The organism is Acidobacteriota bacterium (assembly GCA_016208495.1).
GTDB lineage: Bacteria > Acidobacteriota > Blastocatellia > Chloracidobacteriales > Chloracidobacteriaceae > JACQXX01.
Genome location: JACQXX010000096.1, coordinates 16,129 through 32,009, shown reverse-complemented (window position 1 = coordinate 32,009; position 15,881 = coordinate 16,129). Strand labels below are relative to the sequence as shown.

Genomic DNA, 15,881 nt, shown 5'->3' with positions numbered 1-15,881 from the left:
GTGTGCGCAATTATTTCCTTCAGCTCTTGGCGTTCTGATTCTCTCAGTTTGAATCCCATTTGGCTTCGTTCCTTTTTTCATGGTTCAACCGTTTTGGGAGTATACACAAGTGTCAAGGGACTTTTTATCACCTACTTAGTTGTTGTTGCTGGACCCAGACGCTTCCAGTCCTGACAAATACATACGCCGAGCCCTGATTGCCATTGCCTCCCACATCGTCCTGTCGGGAGCCGGCCACCACGGTTTCGCCGCTGATCGCCACCGACCGCCCAAAATCGTCATTTGCCGCCCCATCACTGGCCGTCAACTTCTGCTGTTGGCTCCAGACGGTGCCGCTCCTCACAAAGACATAGGCCGCGCCCTGACTGCTTCTGCCACTCACATCAGCCTGAGGGGCTCCCACCACGACCGTTTCGCCGCTGATGGCCACCGATACTCCAAACAGGTCGGCTCCCGCCCCGTCACTGGCTGTCAATTGTTGCTGCTGACTCCACGTCGTTCCGCTCCTTACAAACACATACGCCGAACCCTGGTCAAACCTGCCGCTTACATCAACCTGGAATGCCCCGACCACCACCGTATCGCCGCTGATGGCCACTGATGACCCAAACTGGTCATTATCTGCCCCGCCCGCTGCCGTCAATTGTTGTTGCTGGGTCCAGATTGTTCCAGTCCTGACAAACACATAGGCCGAACCCCGGTTGCCGCTGGCGCCGACGTCATCCAAATTAGCCCCAACCACCACCGTGTTTGAGTTAATGGCCACCGATTGTCCAAAATTGTCGTTTGCCGCGCCATCCGAGGCGGTCAGTTTTTGTTGCTGAGCCCAGGTCGTCCCACTGCGTACAAAGACATAAGCTGAGCCCTGATTGGCGTTGGCTCCCACGTCATCCCCTCGGGTACCGACCACCACTGTATCCCCATCAATGGCCACTGAAATCCCAAACAGGTCGCTTGCCGCCCCATCGGCAGCGGTCAGTTTTTGCTGTTGACTCCAGGCCGTCCCACTGCGTACAAAGACATAGGCCGATCCCTGGCTGCCATTGGCGCCGACGGTGTCCCCAATGGCGCCGATCACCGCCGTTTCGCCGGAAATAGCCACTCTAACTCCAAAAAGGTCATTGGCCGCTCCATCCGAAGCTACCAGCTTTGACTGCTGTCCAAAGGTCGGATCGATTGTCACCGGATACACCGCCTCCCGGTCGTCATACTCCAGCCGAATCTGACTTCCACCAAGGTCCATTCGCGATGGCAATTGTCGGCCACTCGCGTCGGTCACGACCAGTTGGTCATACCGAAGGACTCGCTCACCGCTCCAATTCAGAAACTCTATCGCCTGCCCCTCGTCCACCAGTTGGGCTTCCAGCGAACTATCCAACCCAAACGACACCCTGACCCAGTCTCCCTCGCTTCGCTCACCAGGAGCCATTGGAATCGTCAAGCCTTGTTCAAGCCCCTTCGGTCCATTTTCATACCACTCCGAAAGGGATGAGGGATGAGGGATGAGGGATGAAGATCGATTCAATTCAATCCGGTTGTTTTTCACCGAAGGGGTTCCCGAAGAGATTTCCGCCAGTCGGTCGCCGTAGCCGATTCCCTTCAGGTTCATTTCCAACGTCCAGGGCGATTGGGCTTCCGTTCCTGACATCAAGGCCACCGCTTCAGGTGTGAAGTAGCTGGTAAATCCCTGCGCCGGATTGTGCGCTTCATACGCCCCGGCGCCCAACTTTGTCAGTCGCGGCTGATTGACCCAATTCACGCTGTAGCGCGCCATCGCCATCGCTTCCGCCAGTGAATCGTAAGTTCCTTCCTCTTTGAGATGGTTGAGGGCTTTTTAGCGGTGGGGGCTCTAGCGGAACTGCCCCGAGCAAGCTGGAACACTGAAACTTGAGCCATGGAAACGAGAGCAATACCGATTGCCACCACTGCTGGAAACCAAAAACGTCGGGGATTCATAGGTAAGTACCTTGTCATAAGTTTCCTGAGATATTGGGTTTGGTAAGTGTTTGATTCTTTTCGTGTAGTTCGTGTGTTTCGTGGTTAAAATGTCTGGAAATTTTCGGTAAGGTACTTAATACCATTTAGGATTCAGGATGTCGGGTTCAAGGTTCAAGGAAAACCAATGATTTCAATTGTTTAATCCTCTGGTAAGTCGAGGATATGAGTTAACAAGGGTATAAGCTCCAAAGTGAGCGGAAAGAATGGCTTTCTGACCGAGAAAAAAGGCGTCTGTTTCCTCTAAGGCGCAAACTGGTAAATTTTTATATAGTAATTTTTTCAAATTTTTGGGCGCGGCTTGAAAAATTCCGAACCGCTTCAATATCACTTCAGAAATTGATCAAAAAATCATATATCTCAAGTAATTGATTTTTTTGTGTTTTTATAATTTCCGTTGTTTTTGAAGTATAATTTTTAAGCATTTCCGAATAAATCCATTGAGGAAACCAAGGAATCACCTTCATCGGACGCTTTCCTGACCTGAGGATTAGAAGTCTCACTTCTACTGGTGAGAAAGAATCACTCCGAGTATCATAGTTTTACTTATCTAAGATAGAGGAGAGACGAAATGCCGCATACCGTAACCATCCTGTTGGAAAAATGGAAGAACGGTAATCAAGCTGCCTTAGATGATTTAATTCCAATTATTTATGAGGAACTCTACAGGCTGGCTAAATCTTATATCAGAGGAGAAAAAAACAACCATCCCTTACAACCAACAGCTTTGATCAATGAAGCCATCGTTCAACTGCTGGGAACCAACAGCGACTACGAGAACCGGTTTCACTTTATTGCCATTGTGGCCAATACTATGAGGCGAGTCCTGGTTGATTATGCCCGGAGAGAAAATGCTCGAAAACGCGGGGGCGGGTATTATTGCGTATCCTTAACGGGATTCAAGACAAGTATCGCGCCGCAAGATATTGATGTCCTTACCTTGAATGAGGCGCTCAATAAACTGGAACAATTAGATCCCCTTCAAATGCGGATTGTTGAGTTGCGCTTTTTTTGTGGCCTGACCATCAAGGAAACGGCACAGGCTTTAGATATCTCAACCACCACCGTCACAAACGAATGGGCAATTGCAAAAACCTGGTTGTACATCGAGTTAAATCACAATGAAGATTGCTAGCGCCGAACAATACAAACAGGTGAAATCCCTGTTTTCTCATTTGAAAGATTTGCCTTGTGCTGATCAAACAACCTACCTTGACAGCAACTGCCAGGACCAACAAATACGTGCATCGGTGGAAGCTTTACTCTTTCATTACACAACGGTTAACAACTATTGGCCAGAGCCGGAAACCGAAACAGGCTCGGAATTTGCAAATAAAATCGAGGAGCTGGAACCATTCTTAACGGCTCTCTCCAAAACAAAATCCTGCAAACCAATCGAACTCATTCAAAATGAATTTGAAGGGACAGCACGTTTTTCCATTCAAAAGCGCCTGGGAGCCGGGGGGTTTGGAGTCGTCTATCACGCCTTGGATCGAGAGTGGAATTGCTCCGTTGCGCTCAAAGTCCTCAAAAAAAGCGATGGTTCGGGGCTGTATCGCTTCAAGCGGGAATTCCGCACTCTCGTCGATGTCAATCATCCCAACCTGGTCACACTCTATGAACTGTTTTCGCAAGGAGATCAATGGTTCTTCACGATGGAATTAATCAATGGAAGAAACTTCATTGAGTATGTGAGGAATTTTCCCTCTGAGTCCGACCATTTTTCAAGTTTTCAAGCACCCGAGTTGCCTTGCCTGAAAATCCAGGCGGCCCAACTTTCTTACTCCAAACATCTTGTCATCCCCGAACAGACTGGAAAAGCCAAACCTTGCCAGGCAGACCTGGAAAAACTCTATCCGGCGGTAAAGCAGTTGGTAACCGGACTCCTCGCCTTACATGGAATGAACAAATTACACGGAGACATCAAACCTTCCAATGTGCTGGTAACTGAAGATAAGCGAGTCGTCATTTTGGATTTTGGCTTAGCACGTGAAGTTTCCCATGAGCGGGGAGGAGTGGTCAGCGACGGTATATTGGGCACTCCGGCTTATATGTCGCCGGAACAGGCCCTTGGCCGAACGACAACGGTTGCATCAGATTGGTATAGCATGGGAGTGATATTGTATGAAGCACTCAGCGGGAGAGTCCCGTTTGGTGGTTCCGACATAGAAATTTTATTAAAAAAACAACGCTATGCACCACCCATGCTCAGTGACCTGGTTTCAGGACTTCCCGACCCGTTGGTTCGTCTCTGTATGGCTTTACTGCACAAGGATCCCAGGCTACGCCCATCGGGAGAGCACATACTTGAGACCATCCAAACCTTAGAGACCAACGCTGACTTGTCTTTAAATCCCACAGCAACGCCTGGAGATCTGTCGAAAGTGTCGTTTGTTGGGCGCGAAATAGAATTAGCCCTGTTAAATCAGACCTGGGAATCCACCAAACAAGGTCAGCCCGCAACCATATTTGTGAAAGGGCCCTCAGGTATCGGCAAAAGTACGCTGGTGCGCCATTTCCTTGAGCAATTGCCAGAGTATGAGAAGCCCGGCATCATGTTTTGGGGACGGTGCTATGAACAGGAATCCGTGCCGTATAAAGTGCTGGATAGTTTAGTTGATCAAGTGAGCCAGTATTTAGCTGGATTACCCGCTCCAGTCGTGAACACTTTGTTGCCGGTTGAAAGCACGGCGCTTGGAATCTTGTTTCCGGTGTTTCAACAAATCAAACAGATCGGTCAGTTGCGCGAAGGTGCCGCTCCGATTTCCGATCCGCTTGAAATGCGACGTCTGGCATTTAAGGCACTCAAGCAGGTCCTGGCCAATTTGGCGGGCCAGCAGGGTTTGATTCTCTTTATTGATGACTTGCAATGGGGCGACCTGGATAGTGTTGGCCTGGTTAGAGAAATTTTGCAGCCGCCAGGGTCTCCCAGAATGTTGTTTATCGGATCTTATCAGAGCGAGGAAGTTGAACGGAGCCAATTTTTACAAGCCTTCTTTTCGACTCCGGTTCCAGGAGTCAGGCAAGCTCAAAGGATTGAAATTGATTTACACGGATTGTCAGCGTGTGAATCCGAGCAGTTGGCGGTATTGTTCCTTGGAACCGAAAGTAATAAAAAACACGCTGAAAAAATTGCCCAGGAAGCAGGTGGGAGTCCGTTCTTTATTGGTGAATTAGCCAAATATCTGACTGAGAAAAACCGGCTCAATCCATCTGCCAGAGAACACGAAAAAATGTCGTTGGAGCAGGTTATTAGCTTTCAGGTCGAAAGTTTGTCGGACCAGGAACGAACAGTACTCGAACTGGTAGCCGTCGCTGGCCAACCAATCACCGGTCGAGCCGCCAAAGCGGCCAGCCGTTTAGAGCATTTTGAAAACCACCTGACGGCTCTGCGTTGCGATCATTTCATCCGCTCCACAGGCAAAAACTATTCCCAAGAGGTGGATACCTATCACGATAAAATTCGTGAAGTGGTCATCGGACAGTTAACTCCGGAAGTACTTAAAAAGTATCATTCCACTCTTGGACAAGCCCTGGAAGGAATCACAGAGATTGATTTCGAACGGTTGGCCAAACATTTTCGACTCGCTGAAGTGGAAGACAAAGCCTTTGATTACACGATTCGAGCAGCCAGGCAAGCTGAAAAATCATTTGCCTTTGAGCGAGCCGCCGACCTGTACCGGCAACTCTTCGCGTTCAAAAGAGCCAGTGACCCGGAGCAAATCGGAGAAATCCAAATTGAGATGGCCAATGCCCTGGCCAATGCCGGTCAAGGGGCTGAAGCCGCAAAGGCATATTTCGCCGCCGCAAATCATTGTAATGAGGGAAACCAATTAAATTTGCAGCATAAAGCAGCGGAACAATTTCTCAATGCCGGACAAATTGAGCAAGGGGTGAGGATCCTCAATCAGGTTTTGGAAAAAGTTGGTGAACCGCTGTCGCACAGCAACTTGAAAACGCTGTTCTCCATTGGCATTGGCCGGACAAAACTCTGGTTGAGCGGTATCAACCACCGGGAAAAAAACGAATCGGAGATCCCTAATCATGAATTGGTCCGTATCAACGCGCTCTTCACCGCCGTGGATTCGCTGTTTATCGTAAATATATTACAGGCGTATGATTTGCAGACCAAACACTTTTGGTTGGCATTAAAGGCGGGTGAACCTTACCGATTGACGCGAGCGTTTGTCTACGAGGCCATCTTTTCCGCTTTAGGTGGCACCAGAAAAGGACAAATCGCTACGAACTTGATTGAACGAGCTGAGAATTTAGCTCACCGGACAGCAAACCCGGAATCAAAAGCTATGGTTGATTTTGGCCGGGGATTTATTTCATTCACTCGGGGCGAATGGAAAAATGCCTGGGAGTCCTTTTGTGGCGGCGAAGCAATTACCCGCAAAGAATGCCTGGGAAAAAACAATGGATTTGCGTTGCGCGGAATCGAAAATTCAGTGGTTTGGGCGCTCCGGGCTCTTTTTTATCGGGGGGAGATGAAATTATTGCGGGAACGCCTGCCAGTCTATCTTGACGATGGAAAAGCTCGGGAAAATTTATTGATGCTGACTAATTTAGAAACCTATATTGTATACCTGAACTATTTAGCGGAAGACAGACCTGAAAAAGCCTTGCGGGAATTAGAACAAACTCGCACTTTGTGGAGCCAGGGAAGATTTGGGGCTCAAGACAATTGGAAGTTATTGGGAAAAGCTGAAATTGGGCTGTACAGCTCGAATCCTGGCCCAGCCTGGGCTGAAATTCTCAGGCAGTGGCCGCAGCTCAAACGGGCGGGCGTTCTCTCCCACCAAATGGGGTTTATCCAGTCGTTCCAGTTCCAGGCACGGGTTGCCCTGGCAATGGCGCAAAACCAAAGGAAGGCTAGTTCCTTTCTCAAACTTGCCGAAACCAATGCCAGACAAATTCAGAACGAAAAAATGCTCTTTGCCGAAGGCTGGGCAGAGTTGATTTTCGCCGGCATTGAAGCCACCAGGGGAAGGACGGTCGAGACCCTCAAGTATCTACATTCGGCGGAGAACAAATTGGCCGAAGCCGATATGAAACTCTATGCGGCGGCAGCGTGCCGACGGCGTGGAGAGTTGCTGGCCAACGACGAAGGAAAAGCGCTCATTCAACAGTCGGAAGCCTGGATGATTGAGCAAGAAATCAAAAATCCCGCTCGCATGGCCGATATGTTAGTTCCAGGCAATTGGAAAATCCCTGGCGGGGACAGTCAATAGCTAGTTAATACCAGTTTGTAGTCAGTAGATCGTAGTCAGTAGTTCCCTAACCCCATCTGATTGAATAACTTAACTATTCTCTAATACGATAGCTTCATTCCAAAATGGTATAATGCCAGTTAAGAGTTGAAAAAACTGTTCGTTGAAAACAAAGAATTTATCAAAGCCTCAATGATTAGTCCTCTATTGAAAACAAATGACTTAGCTAACCCACGTTTTTGTGGGTAACAGGTAAAACAGCTCAAAACAGGCCATTTTTAGGGCTTTTGGACTCATTTTTGAGCTTACCCCACAAAATCCGGGGGGATTAGCAAATTTCAGACGGTGAAGCTAAGGGAGCGTTAATATCCATGGGTCACGTGTTTCCTTATGGCATATCTCAAAAACGTTTTAACTGGACTGGAGAAACCAGGGTTCGGGTTTTCACTGCGGATTTATGCTTTAATTAAAGCAAGTCGTTTTCAGGTTTGTTGTTTGAGTTTGACCAGACTGAACCCAACCTAAAACCTGCACGCGAAAGATTAGTGGAACAGGAAATACATTGGAAGCTCGCTCATTTTTCGGTATGATAAATGACCGTAAAGTTACTCCCTTCCCTTTTAAACTATTGTTCATAAAAGAATTGTCTCAGTATTTCCGTTCTTTTCAGACAATATCCGGGCAAGGAGCTTGATCACAATGAACTTCGTCGAATACATCAATTCGTTCGTTCCATTATCGCCGGCAACGGCGGAGGAACTCTTTAGCAAAACTCAAAAAGACTATTTGCCCAAACACTACCGGCTCCATAAACAAGGCGAGATTTGTCAGAAACTCTATTACCTCGAACAGGGACTGGCACGCTGGTACTATTACAACCAGGATGGCAAAGATATTACCGACTCCTTTGGGCTGGAAAATTCATTTATCACGGCCTTTGATAGTTTTTTTCAACGGAAGCCAAGCCGGTATTCGATTGAACTGCTTGAAGATTCCATTGTTTTCTCCATGACGTATGCCGATTTGGAAACATCGTTTGAGAAATTCCCTGAAATTCAAAAAGTCAGTCGTCTGATTTTGATTCAGATTCTCGAACAAACACTTGATAAAAATGCAGCATTACAATTCAGTAATGCCCACCAGCGGTATCAGTACATTACTGAAAAACATCCAAATCTGCTCCAACGTGTGTCGCTTGGACATATTGCGTCTTTTCTTGGCATTACCCAGGAAACGTTGAGCCGAATCAGAGCCAAAAAGTAATTTTTTGATTTTGGTCAAATGCGTTTTTGATTTTGGTCAAAATAATTTTCAGTGGTTGTCGGTATCCTCGATCCAGAAATTTGAGGAAAGGGGTTACCTACGGCATGAAAATCGCGGTTGATTCACTCATCCCAGTCTCAATCAATTTTCAGTCAGGTGTGTATAACCTGAGTAAGTTAAAGTACTGCATCGTCTTGATTTTACCGGTTTTAGCCGGCATCGCCTTCCTGACAACTGGAGTTTCAACGCTGCTGCCAGCACTCTTTTTCTTTGGGGTTGTTCCAGCAGTGGAACTCATACTCAAACCCGATCACCAGAACAAAAGCGAACCCGAAAAAATGACGCTCGCCCATGAAGCGTTCTTCAACTGGTTTTTGTATCTCCTGGTTTTGATCCTGCTTTCAGTGCTCGTACTTTTTGTTTCGACGATCTCAGATCCCGGGCTCACCGCTTCCAATTTTATCGGTCGAATCATTTCAATGGGAATGATGTGTGGTGTGGCAATCAACCTGGGTCACGAACTCGGGCATCGTTCAAATCGAATGGAGCAATTGCTGGGTGAAATTGCCCTGCTGATTTCTTTGGAAAATCAGTTTTTGCCCTATCACAATTACTGCCACCATAAAAATGTGGCAACGCCACAGGATCCGGCAACCGCGCGTCGAAACGAATCAGTTTACCGGTTTTGGATTCGATCCCAGATTGGGAGCTATATTCAAGCCTGGCAGGTTGAAATCCACAACCAGCGCCGGAAACACCGTCACCCGTTTTCAGTTCATAATCGAATGGTTGGTTACACGATAGCCCAAATTTGCCTGTTGCTGAGTTTGTACTTCAGATTTGGATTAAAAACTATGCTGGCCTTTATTGCTGCCGCCATCATCGGAAAATTGATTCTTGAATCGGTAAACTATATCGAACATTACGGATTGACCAGAAGAGTCAAAGCTGATGGCAAATATGAACGGGTTCTTCCGGTTCACTCCTGGAATTCTGATCATCTCTTCGGCAGATCGTTGATGTTTGAACTTCCCCGCCATTCCGACCATCATTTTAAAGCGAACAAACCCTATCAAACGTTGGATTCCTTCCCTGAAAGCCCGCACTTGCCAACCGGTTATCCAGGAATGATGATTCTGGCCCTCTTTCCACCGCTCTGGTTTTGGTTGATGAACTCCAAAATTGATGAGTTGAACATTTCTTTGGAGTGCGGGGACTTGTCACCGCTTTCCCATAAGCCGACTTGTCGGCAGGTTACAGCGACAAGTCGCTGAGTACCAAAGCGGTGACAAGTCCCCGCACTCCACATCTTTTCTTGTTACCGGATCTTCGATGGTGACCGGAACTGTCCGACACCCGAACCAATGCCGTTTGGTGCTCCGATCAAGGTCCAGCCTCCCGTCGGCAGCGGTCGTCCCTGGATGCGGTTGTTGGCCGTGTCTCCCACTACCAACAGAGTATTTCCCGCCAGCGGCCCGGTGATGAACTGAGTAAGGGTGACTCCTTCTGGTTGATTCACCTGGCCTAATGCCACACCCGTCAACGCCAGCGTCGTTGCATTATTCGGATTCGCGTTGATCCATCTCAGGATTCGTGAATTCCCTGTGTCCGCCACAAACAGTGTTCCATTTCCGTCAATCGCGATTCCCTGTGGGTTCTTGACTCGATTCAACGCGGCTCCCAGTGTCGCGATTATCGCCCCGCTCGTGGCACTCACCGTCGTGTGCGCATTGCTGATTCTCATGATTCGACTGTTACTTTCATCCGTTACAAACAACCGGAATGTCGCATCAATCGCCAATCCGCGTGGACTTCCCACCTGGCCACTGGCGGCTCCGTTCGAGGCAATCACCACGCCTGGTCCGGGAACCCCACCGTTAAATCGCATCACCCGCCCATTTCCAGTATCCGACACATAGAGATTGCCGGCACTGTCCAGTGCCAGCCCTTGCGGCGCCCGCACCTGATTCAACCCCGAACCAATCGTGGCGAAGTTCGTCCACGTCGCTCCGCTGTCGGTTGACCACTGGATGCGGTTGTTCCCTGTATCGGCGACGTAAATCGTTCCTGATTGGTCAAATGTCACCGCTTCCGGCAATCGGAACTGGCCAGGACCGGTGCCAACTGTCCCCACACCAATGACGCTCCACTGTGTACCATCGAAACCCTGAATCCGATGATTCGTTGTATCCGCCACCATCAGTCCAATGCACGAGGCAATCGTAATCGTCACGTCATCTGAGGCTGCCGGACACGGGCCGTCCGGATCATTCGTCGTGAAGGTCAACGTCACCGCTCCCGCCGCGATCTCTCCCGCCGTCGGCGTGTAGGTCGCATTTGGCGACGTATTGTCTGGCGTGAAGGTTCCGGCTCCACCTGACCACATTCCCGAGGTGGCACCGCCTCCAAGACTGGCTGCCAGTGTCGCCACCGCAATCCCGTCGTCGTGCCGCTGGTGCAAATCGTTTGCGGCCCACCTGCTGTTGCCGTTGGCAGCACGTTGACCATCACCAGCACCGTGGCTGTTGAATCCGGACAACTTCCATTCGAAATTGTCCACCGCACCATCACCGGCCCCGTGCCGCCCGTATGCTGGAACATCGCATTCGGCGTGGAGGCATTCGGAAGGAAACTTCCCGTTCCACCTCCCACCACACTCCAGCTTCCTGTTCCATTCACAGGCGTGTTGCCCCCCAGACCAAGCGTTGTCCCATTTGTACAAATCGTCTGCGACCCACCAACCGTGGCTGGTGTCGGCGATGGCGTAATTGTAATCGTTACATCCGCTATTGAATCCGGCGTGCAGGGTGCGTTTGAAATTGTCCATCGCACGGTGACTGGTCCCGTCCCGCCGGTGTGGGTAAACGTCGCGTTCGGCGTCGTCGCGTTCGGGTTGAAGGTTCCCGTTCCACCGTCCACCACGCTCCAGCTTCCGGTTCCATTCGTCGGAGTGTTCCCACCCAAACCGGTGGTCGTACCATTCGCGCAAATTGTTTGCGCTCCTCCCACCGTGGCGGTGCTCGGCGGCTGGTTGATGGTAATCGTCACTGTCGCGGATGAAGCGGCACAGGGTGAATTTGAAATCGTCCATCGCACTGTGACCGGCCCGGCTCCACCCGTGTGGGTAAACGTCGCGTCGGGGTCGCTGGCGCTGCTGAAACTTCCTGTTCCGCCGCCCACCACACTCCAGCTTCCCGTTCCAATCACTGGCGTGTTCCCACCCAGACCAACCGTTGTGCCAGTTGCACAGATCGTCTGCGCTCCGCCAACTGTGGCAGTTGTTGGCCCTGGAGTAATCGTGATTGTCACATCGGCGCTTGAATCTGGCGTGCAGGGTGAATTTGAAATTGTCCACCGCACCGTCACCGGTCCCGTCCCTCCCGTGTGGGTAAAGGTGGCGTTCGGCGTCGTGGCATTTGGACCGAAGGTTCCTGTCCCGCCACTGACCACGCTCCAGCTTCCGGTTCCATTCGTCGGGGTGTTACCGCCCAGTCCGGAGGTTGTACTATTCGCGCAAATTGTCTGCGCGCTACCAACAGTCGCCGTCGTCGGTGGAAACGCATAGGTCAACACCACTTCGTCAACCGAAGCTGGACATGGCACCGTCGGAGTGATTGTCCACCGAAGCCTGTAACTTCCGGCCCCACCTGCTGCTGTAAATAGGGCCGCTGGCGATGCTGGGTTGCTGAACTGCGACAGCAGGGTTGATGGTCCTGAAACCACCGACCAGCTTCCGATTCCAGACGCCGGCGGGTTGGCCGCCAGGGTCGTGGTTGGCGTGGTGATACACAATGCTGCCTGGTCTGGCCCGGCATTTGAAGTGGTGGCCGGTGCATTCACGGTGATCGAAACCGTATCGGTTGAGGCGGTACAGGGTGGGTTTGAAATCGTCCACTGGAGAATGTAGGTGCCAGTACCCCCCGACGGCGTAAAACTCGACGTCGGTGAGCCTGGATTGCTCAACTGTGAAACATTCGTATCCGGTCCGCTCACCACCGACCAGGCACCAACACCGATGGTCGGCGTGTTGGCTGACAGCGTGGCCGAATCGGTGGCACACATCGTCTGATCGGCTCCAGCGTTTGAAATCGTGCCCACGACGTTGGCAACCACCATCTCGTCAGTTGAAGTACACCCATCATTGGAAATCGTCCACCTCAGCGTGTAACTGCCGACAACCGCCGGATTCGGTGTGAAAACCGCGGTTGGCGAGCCTGGATTATTGAATTGGGTTGAGTTGGTCGAACCTCCGGCTGGCGCCGTGACCACCGACCAGGTGCCACTTCCCGTCCCTGGATTGTTTGCCGCCAGGGTGACTGACGACGATCCAGGGCACAACGTCTGGTCCGATCCAGCATTGGAAGTTGTTGGCGGGGAGCTATAGAGAACGGTTAGAGCATCTATCGCGTCCGGTGTGCAGGTGCCATTGGAAACCGTCCAGCGCAAAGCGTACCCGCCAGTCACCGCCGGATTCGGCGTAAAAATGGCCGTTGGCGAAAATAGGTTATTGAATTGGGCGGATGATGTCGAGCCGCCACCTGGAGCCGATTGAACTGCCCAGGTGCCAAAACCGGTGTTCGCTGGGGTGGCCGCCATGACTGCCGGAGTCCCCACACAAAGCGTCTGATCCGGTCCGGAATTGGACGATGGGGATTGTGTATAGCCAATGATCATTTCATCGGTCGAAGCCGCGCACGGGGGATTCGAGATGGTCCACCGGAGGGTGTAAATTCCAGCAACCGCTGGATTTGGAAAGAAGAATGATGTCCGTGAGGCTGGGTTGCTGAACTGTGATGAAGCCGTTGACCCGCCTGCCGGGGCCGATACGACTGACCAGCTTCCGACTCCAACCGATGGATTGTTGGCTGACAGTGACACACCCGGATTTCCAGTGCATCGGGATTGATTTGACCCGGCATTGGCACTTGTTGGCACCTGATTGATGGTAAGGGTCAAGGCATCGCTTGATGAACTACACCCTGAACTTGAAATGGTCCAGCGCAGTGCATAATTCCCCACCACGACCGGATTTGGCGTGAAGGTTGCCGTCGGCGATGTCGGGTTGCTGAATTGTGATGATGAGGTTGAAGCTCCCCCCGGCGCCCCCTGGACTGACCACATCCCGCTTCCGCTGGTTGGGGCATTGGCGGCCATCGTCGCGGTCGGGGAAGTCACACAGACAGACTGGTCCGGCCCTGAGTCAGCAGATGTCGGGGACGAATTGTAGGTAATCGTCACTTCATCGGTTGAATCCGGACACAAAGAGCCTCCGCTAATCGTCCAACGCAATGTATAACTGCCGGTAACGGCTGGACTTGGGATAAACGTTGAGGTCGCCAAAGCTGGGTTGCCAAACTGCCCTGAGGCCGTTGAACCGCCTGCCGGCGCCGTCACCACCGACCAGCTTCCCACCCCAACCGATGGGTTGTTGGCCGCCAGCGTTGTTGTCGGACTGGTCAGGCACAGGGTTTGATCCGACCCGGCGTTTGATGTCGTCGGTCCAAGCGTGTAGGTAATCGTCACCTCATCCGTCGAGTTTGAACAAGGGGTATTTGAGATGGTCCACCGTAGCGTGTAGCTCCCGGTCACGACTGGAACTGGTGTAAAAACCGCCGTTCGTGAGGCCGTGTTGTTGAACTGCCCGGAAGCGGTTGAACCACCTGCCGGGGCCGTCACCACCGACCAGCTCCCCACCCCGACCAATGGATTGTTTGCCGCCAGCGTGACCGCCGGAGAGGTGGTACATAGGGTTTGATCAGATCCGGCGTTGGAAGTGGTCGGGACAGGCCGGTAGGTGATCGCAACATCGTCGGTCGTGGTTGCCGCACAGGGCGGCGACGCCCCGCTGACTGTCCAGCGCAGGATGTACACGCCCGTTACCGCTGGATCGGCTGTAAAAATTGCGGATGGGCTGCTGCCATTGGCAATCTGGATTCCCGCCACCGAACCCAATGGTGGAGCTGAGATGATTGACCAGACACCGCTTCCGCTGGTTGGTGGCACGGCTGCCAGCGTCGCGGCTGGGGAACTCACACACAGGATCTGGTCCGGCCCGGCATTGGCAGTCGCCACATAGGTAATCAGCACATCATCGGTGGTTGAAGCCGGGCAGGGCGACCCGGTGCTAATTGTCCACCGCAGGGTGTAACCACCAGCAACCACTGGATTTGGCGTAAAGACGGCTGTCCGTGAGGCTGGGTTGCTAAATTGTGACGAATCGGTTGAACCGCCTGCCGGCGCCGTCACTACCGACCAGCTTCCGACCCCGTTCGATGGATTGTTTGCCGCCAATGTCGCGGCGGGTGAACTGGTACATACCGACTGATCGGGTCCGGCGTTTGAAGCCGTCGGCCCTGCGGTAACCATCACGGTGGCGCTCCCACTTCCTCCCATTGGACATAGGATGGCATCCATACCGGATTGAACTGAATAGTTGGTGAAAAAGGTTGGCGACACCGTGAAATTCAATGGGCTGTTCCCGGTTTGGGTTCCTCCGCCATTGGTGAGCGTCACTGTGTAAGGCGGCGTTCCACCCGACACCGTCACCGTGATGGTGGTCGAGTTTCCCGCACAAATAGTTGTGCTGCCAGTTACGGTCCCGGTCACGGTCGAACACGTCGGGCAATCGGGGTCATAGATATAAGCTGAACCCTGATTCGAAGCCGTCACAAAATCCAGGGGTGCCCCAACGATGATGGCGCCTCCATCCATGGCCACCGCTAAACCGTACCGATCCCCTGAAGTCCTGTCAGAGGCCGTCAGTCGTTGATGGCCATTCCAGCTTGTCCCGGTTCGGGTATATACATAGGCCGCACCAGGTGAGCCGCTCACCCCTGGAACCTGAGCAAAATAGGCCCCGCTGACCATCCGCTCGCCATCAACAGCCACTGAAGAACCAAAATCGGAATCACCTGCGTCAAAGGAGATCAGTCGGGCTTGTTGTCCCCAGGTGGTTCCAGTTCGCGTAAACACATAGGCGGCCCCATCTTTGATGCCACCGACTCCTTCATTGGTAAAAGCATCCGGTGCTCCGGCAACAATGGTATCCCGGTCAATATCCACTGAATAGGCAAATCGGACGGGGGAGCCGGCGTTGGAAACCAACCTTTGCTGCTCGTTCCAGGTCGTTCCGGTTCGCACATACACATAGGCTCCACCAGCTCTTCCAGCAAAAAATGCGCGATAGGCGCCGATGACAATCGTGTCCCGGTCAATGGCGACGGCATTGCCGAAATTGTCGTCTTCCCTCCCGGTGGTGGAGTCATGCACTGATTGTTGCAAGCTCCAGGTGGTGCCTGTTCGCACAAAGACATGGGCCTGACCTTGAGAAGTATTAATGCCAAAATTTTTGTTCATTGCCCCAACCACGATAGTATCCCGATCAATGGCCACCGAACAGCCAAATTCAGT

6 protein-coding genes and 2 pseudogenes are annotated in these 15,881 nt (G+C 51.7%); 4 read left to right on the top strand and 4 right to left on the bottom strand.

Annotated features, from left to right (window positions below):
* Window positions 1–127: 127 nt before the first annotated feature.
* Entirely contained in the window at window positions 128–1,774 is a 1,647-nt protein-coding gene (locus tag HY774_19885) for an FG-GAP repeat protein (GenBank protein MBI4750747.1), read from the bottom strand.
* Between the two features lie 792 nt (window positions 1,775–2,566).
* On the opposite strand from HY774_19885, the gene HY774_19880 reads away from it, so the two are divergent.
* The 4 genes from HY774_19880 to HY774_19865 all read left to right on the top strand — a co-directional run bounded on the left by HY774_19880 (window position 2,567) and on the right by HY774_19865 (window position 9,745).
* Window positions 2,567–3,130: a sigma-70 family RNA polymerase sigma factor gene (locus tag HY774_19880; protein ID MBI4750746.1), complete on the top strand. Its 564-nt coding sequence runs from the start codon at window positions 2,567–2,569 to the stop codon at window positions 3,128–3,130.
* On the top strand, window positions 3,117–7,229 hold the full coding sequence (locus tag HY774_19875; GenBank protein MBI4750745.1) for a protein kinase: 4,113 nt from the start codon (window positions 3,117–3,119) through the stop codon (window positions 7,227–7,229). The genes HY774_19880 and HY774_19875 overlap by 14 nt, the downstream gene beginning before the upstream one ends.
* Window positions 7,230–7,907: 678 nt before the next feature.
* Window positions 7,908–8,471, top strand: coding sequence for a Crp/Fnr family transcriptional regulator (locus HY774_19870; GenBank protein ID MBI4750744.1), 564 nt, complete (start codon window positions 7,908–7,910; stop codon window positions 8,469–8,471).
* 167 nt (window positions 8,472–8,638) lie between these two features.
* Window positions 8,639–9,745, top strand: a complete 1,107-nt coding sequence (locus HY774_19865; GenBank protein MBI4750743.1) for an alkane 1-monooxygenase — start codon at window positions 8,639–8,641, stop codon at window positions 9,743–9,745.
* A gap of 44 nt (window positions 9,746–9,789) precedes the next feature.
* Here the strand turns inward: HY774_19865 and HY774_19860 are convergent, their stop codons facing one another.
* From HY774_19860 to HY774_19850, 3 genes and pseudogenes are all read right to left on the bottom strand, one after another.
* Window positions 9,790–10,932, bottom strand: coding sequence for an NHL repeat-containing protein (locus HY774_19860; GenBank protein MBI4750742.1), 1,143 nt, complete (start codon window positions 10,930–10,932; stop codon window positions 9,790–9,792).
* Between the two features lie 4,337 nt (window positions 10,933–15,269).
* Window positions 15,270–15,533 (bottom strand): annotated as a pseudogene (locus tag HY774_19855) (FG-GAP repeat protein).
* A 78-nt stretch (window positions 15,534–15,611) separates the two neighbouring features.
* Window positions 15,612–15,827, bottom strand: a pseudogene (locus tag HY774_19850) (FG-GAP repeat protein).
* Window positions 15,828–15,881 lie beyond the last annotated feature (54 nt).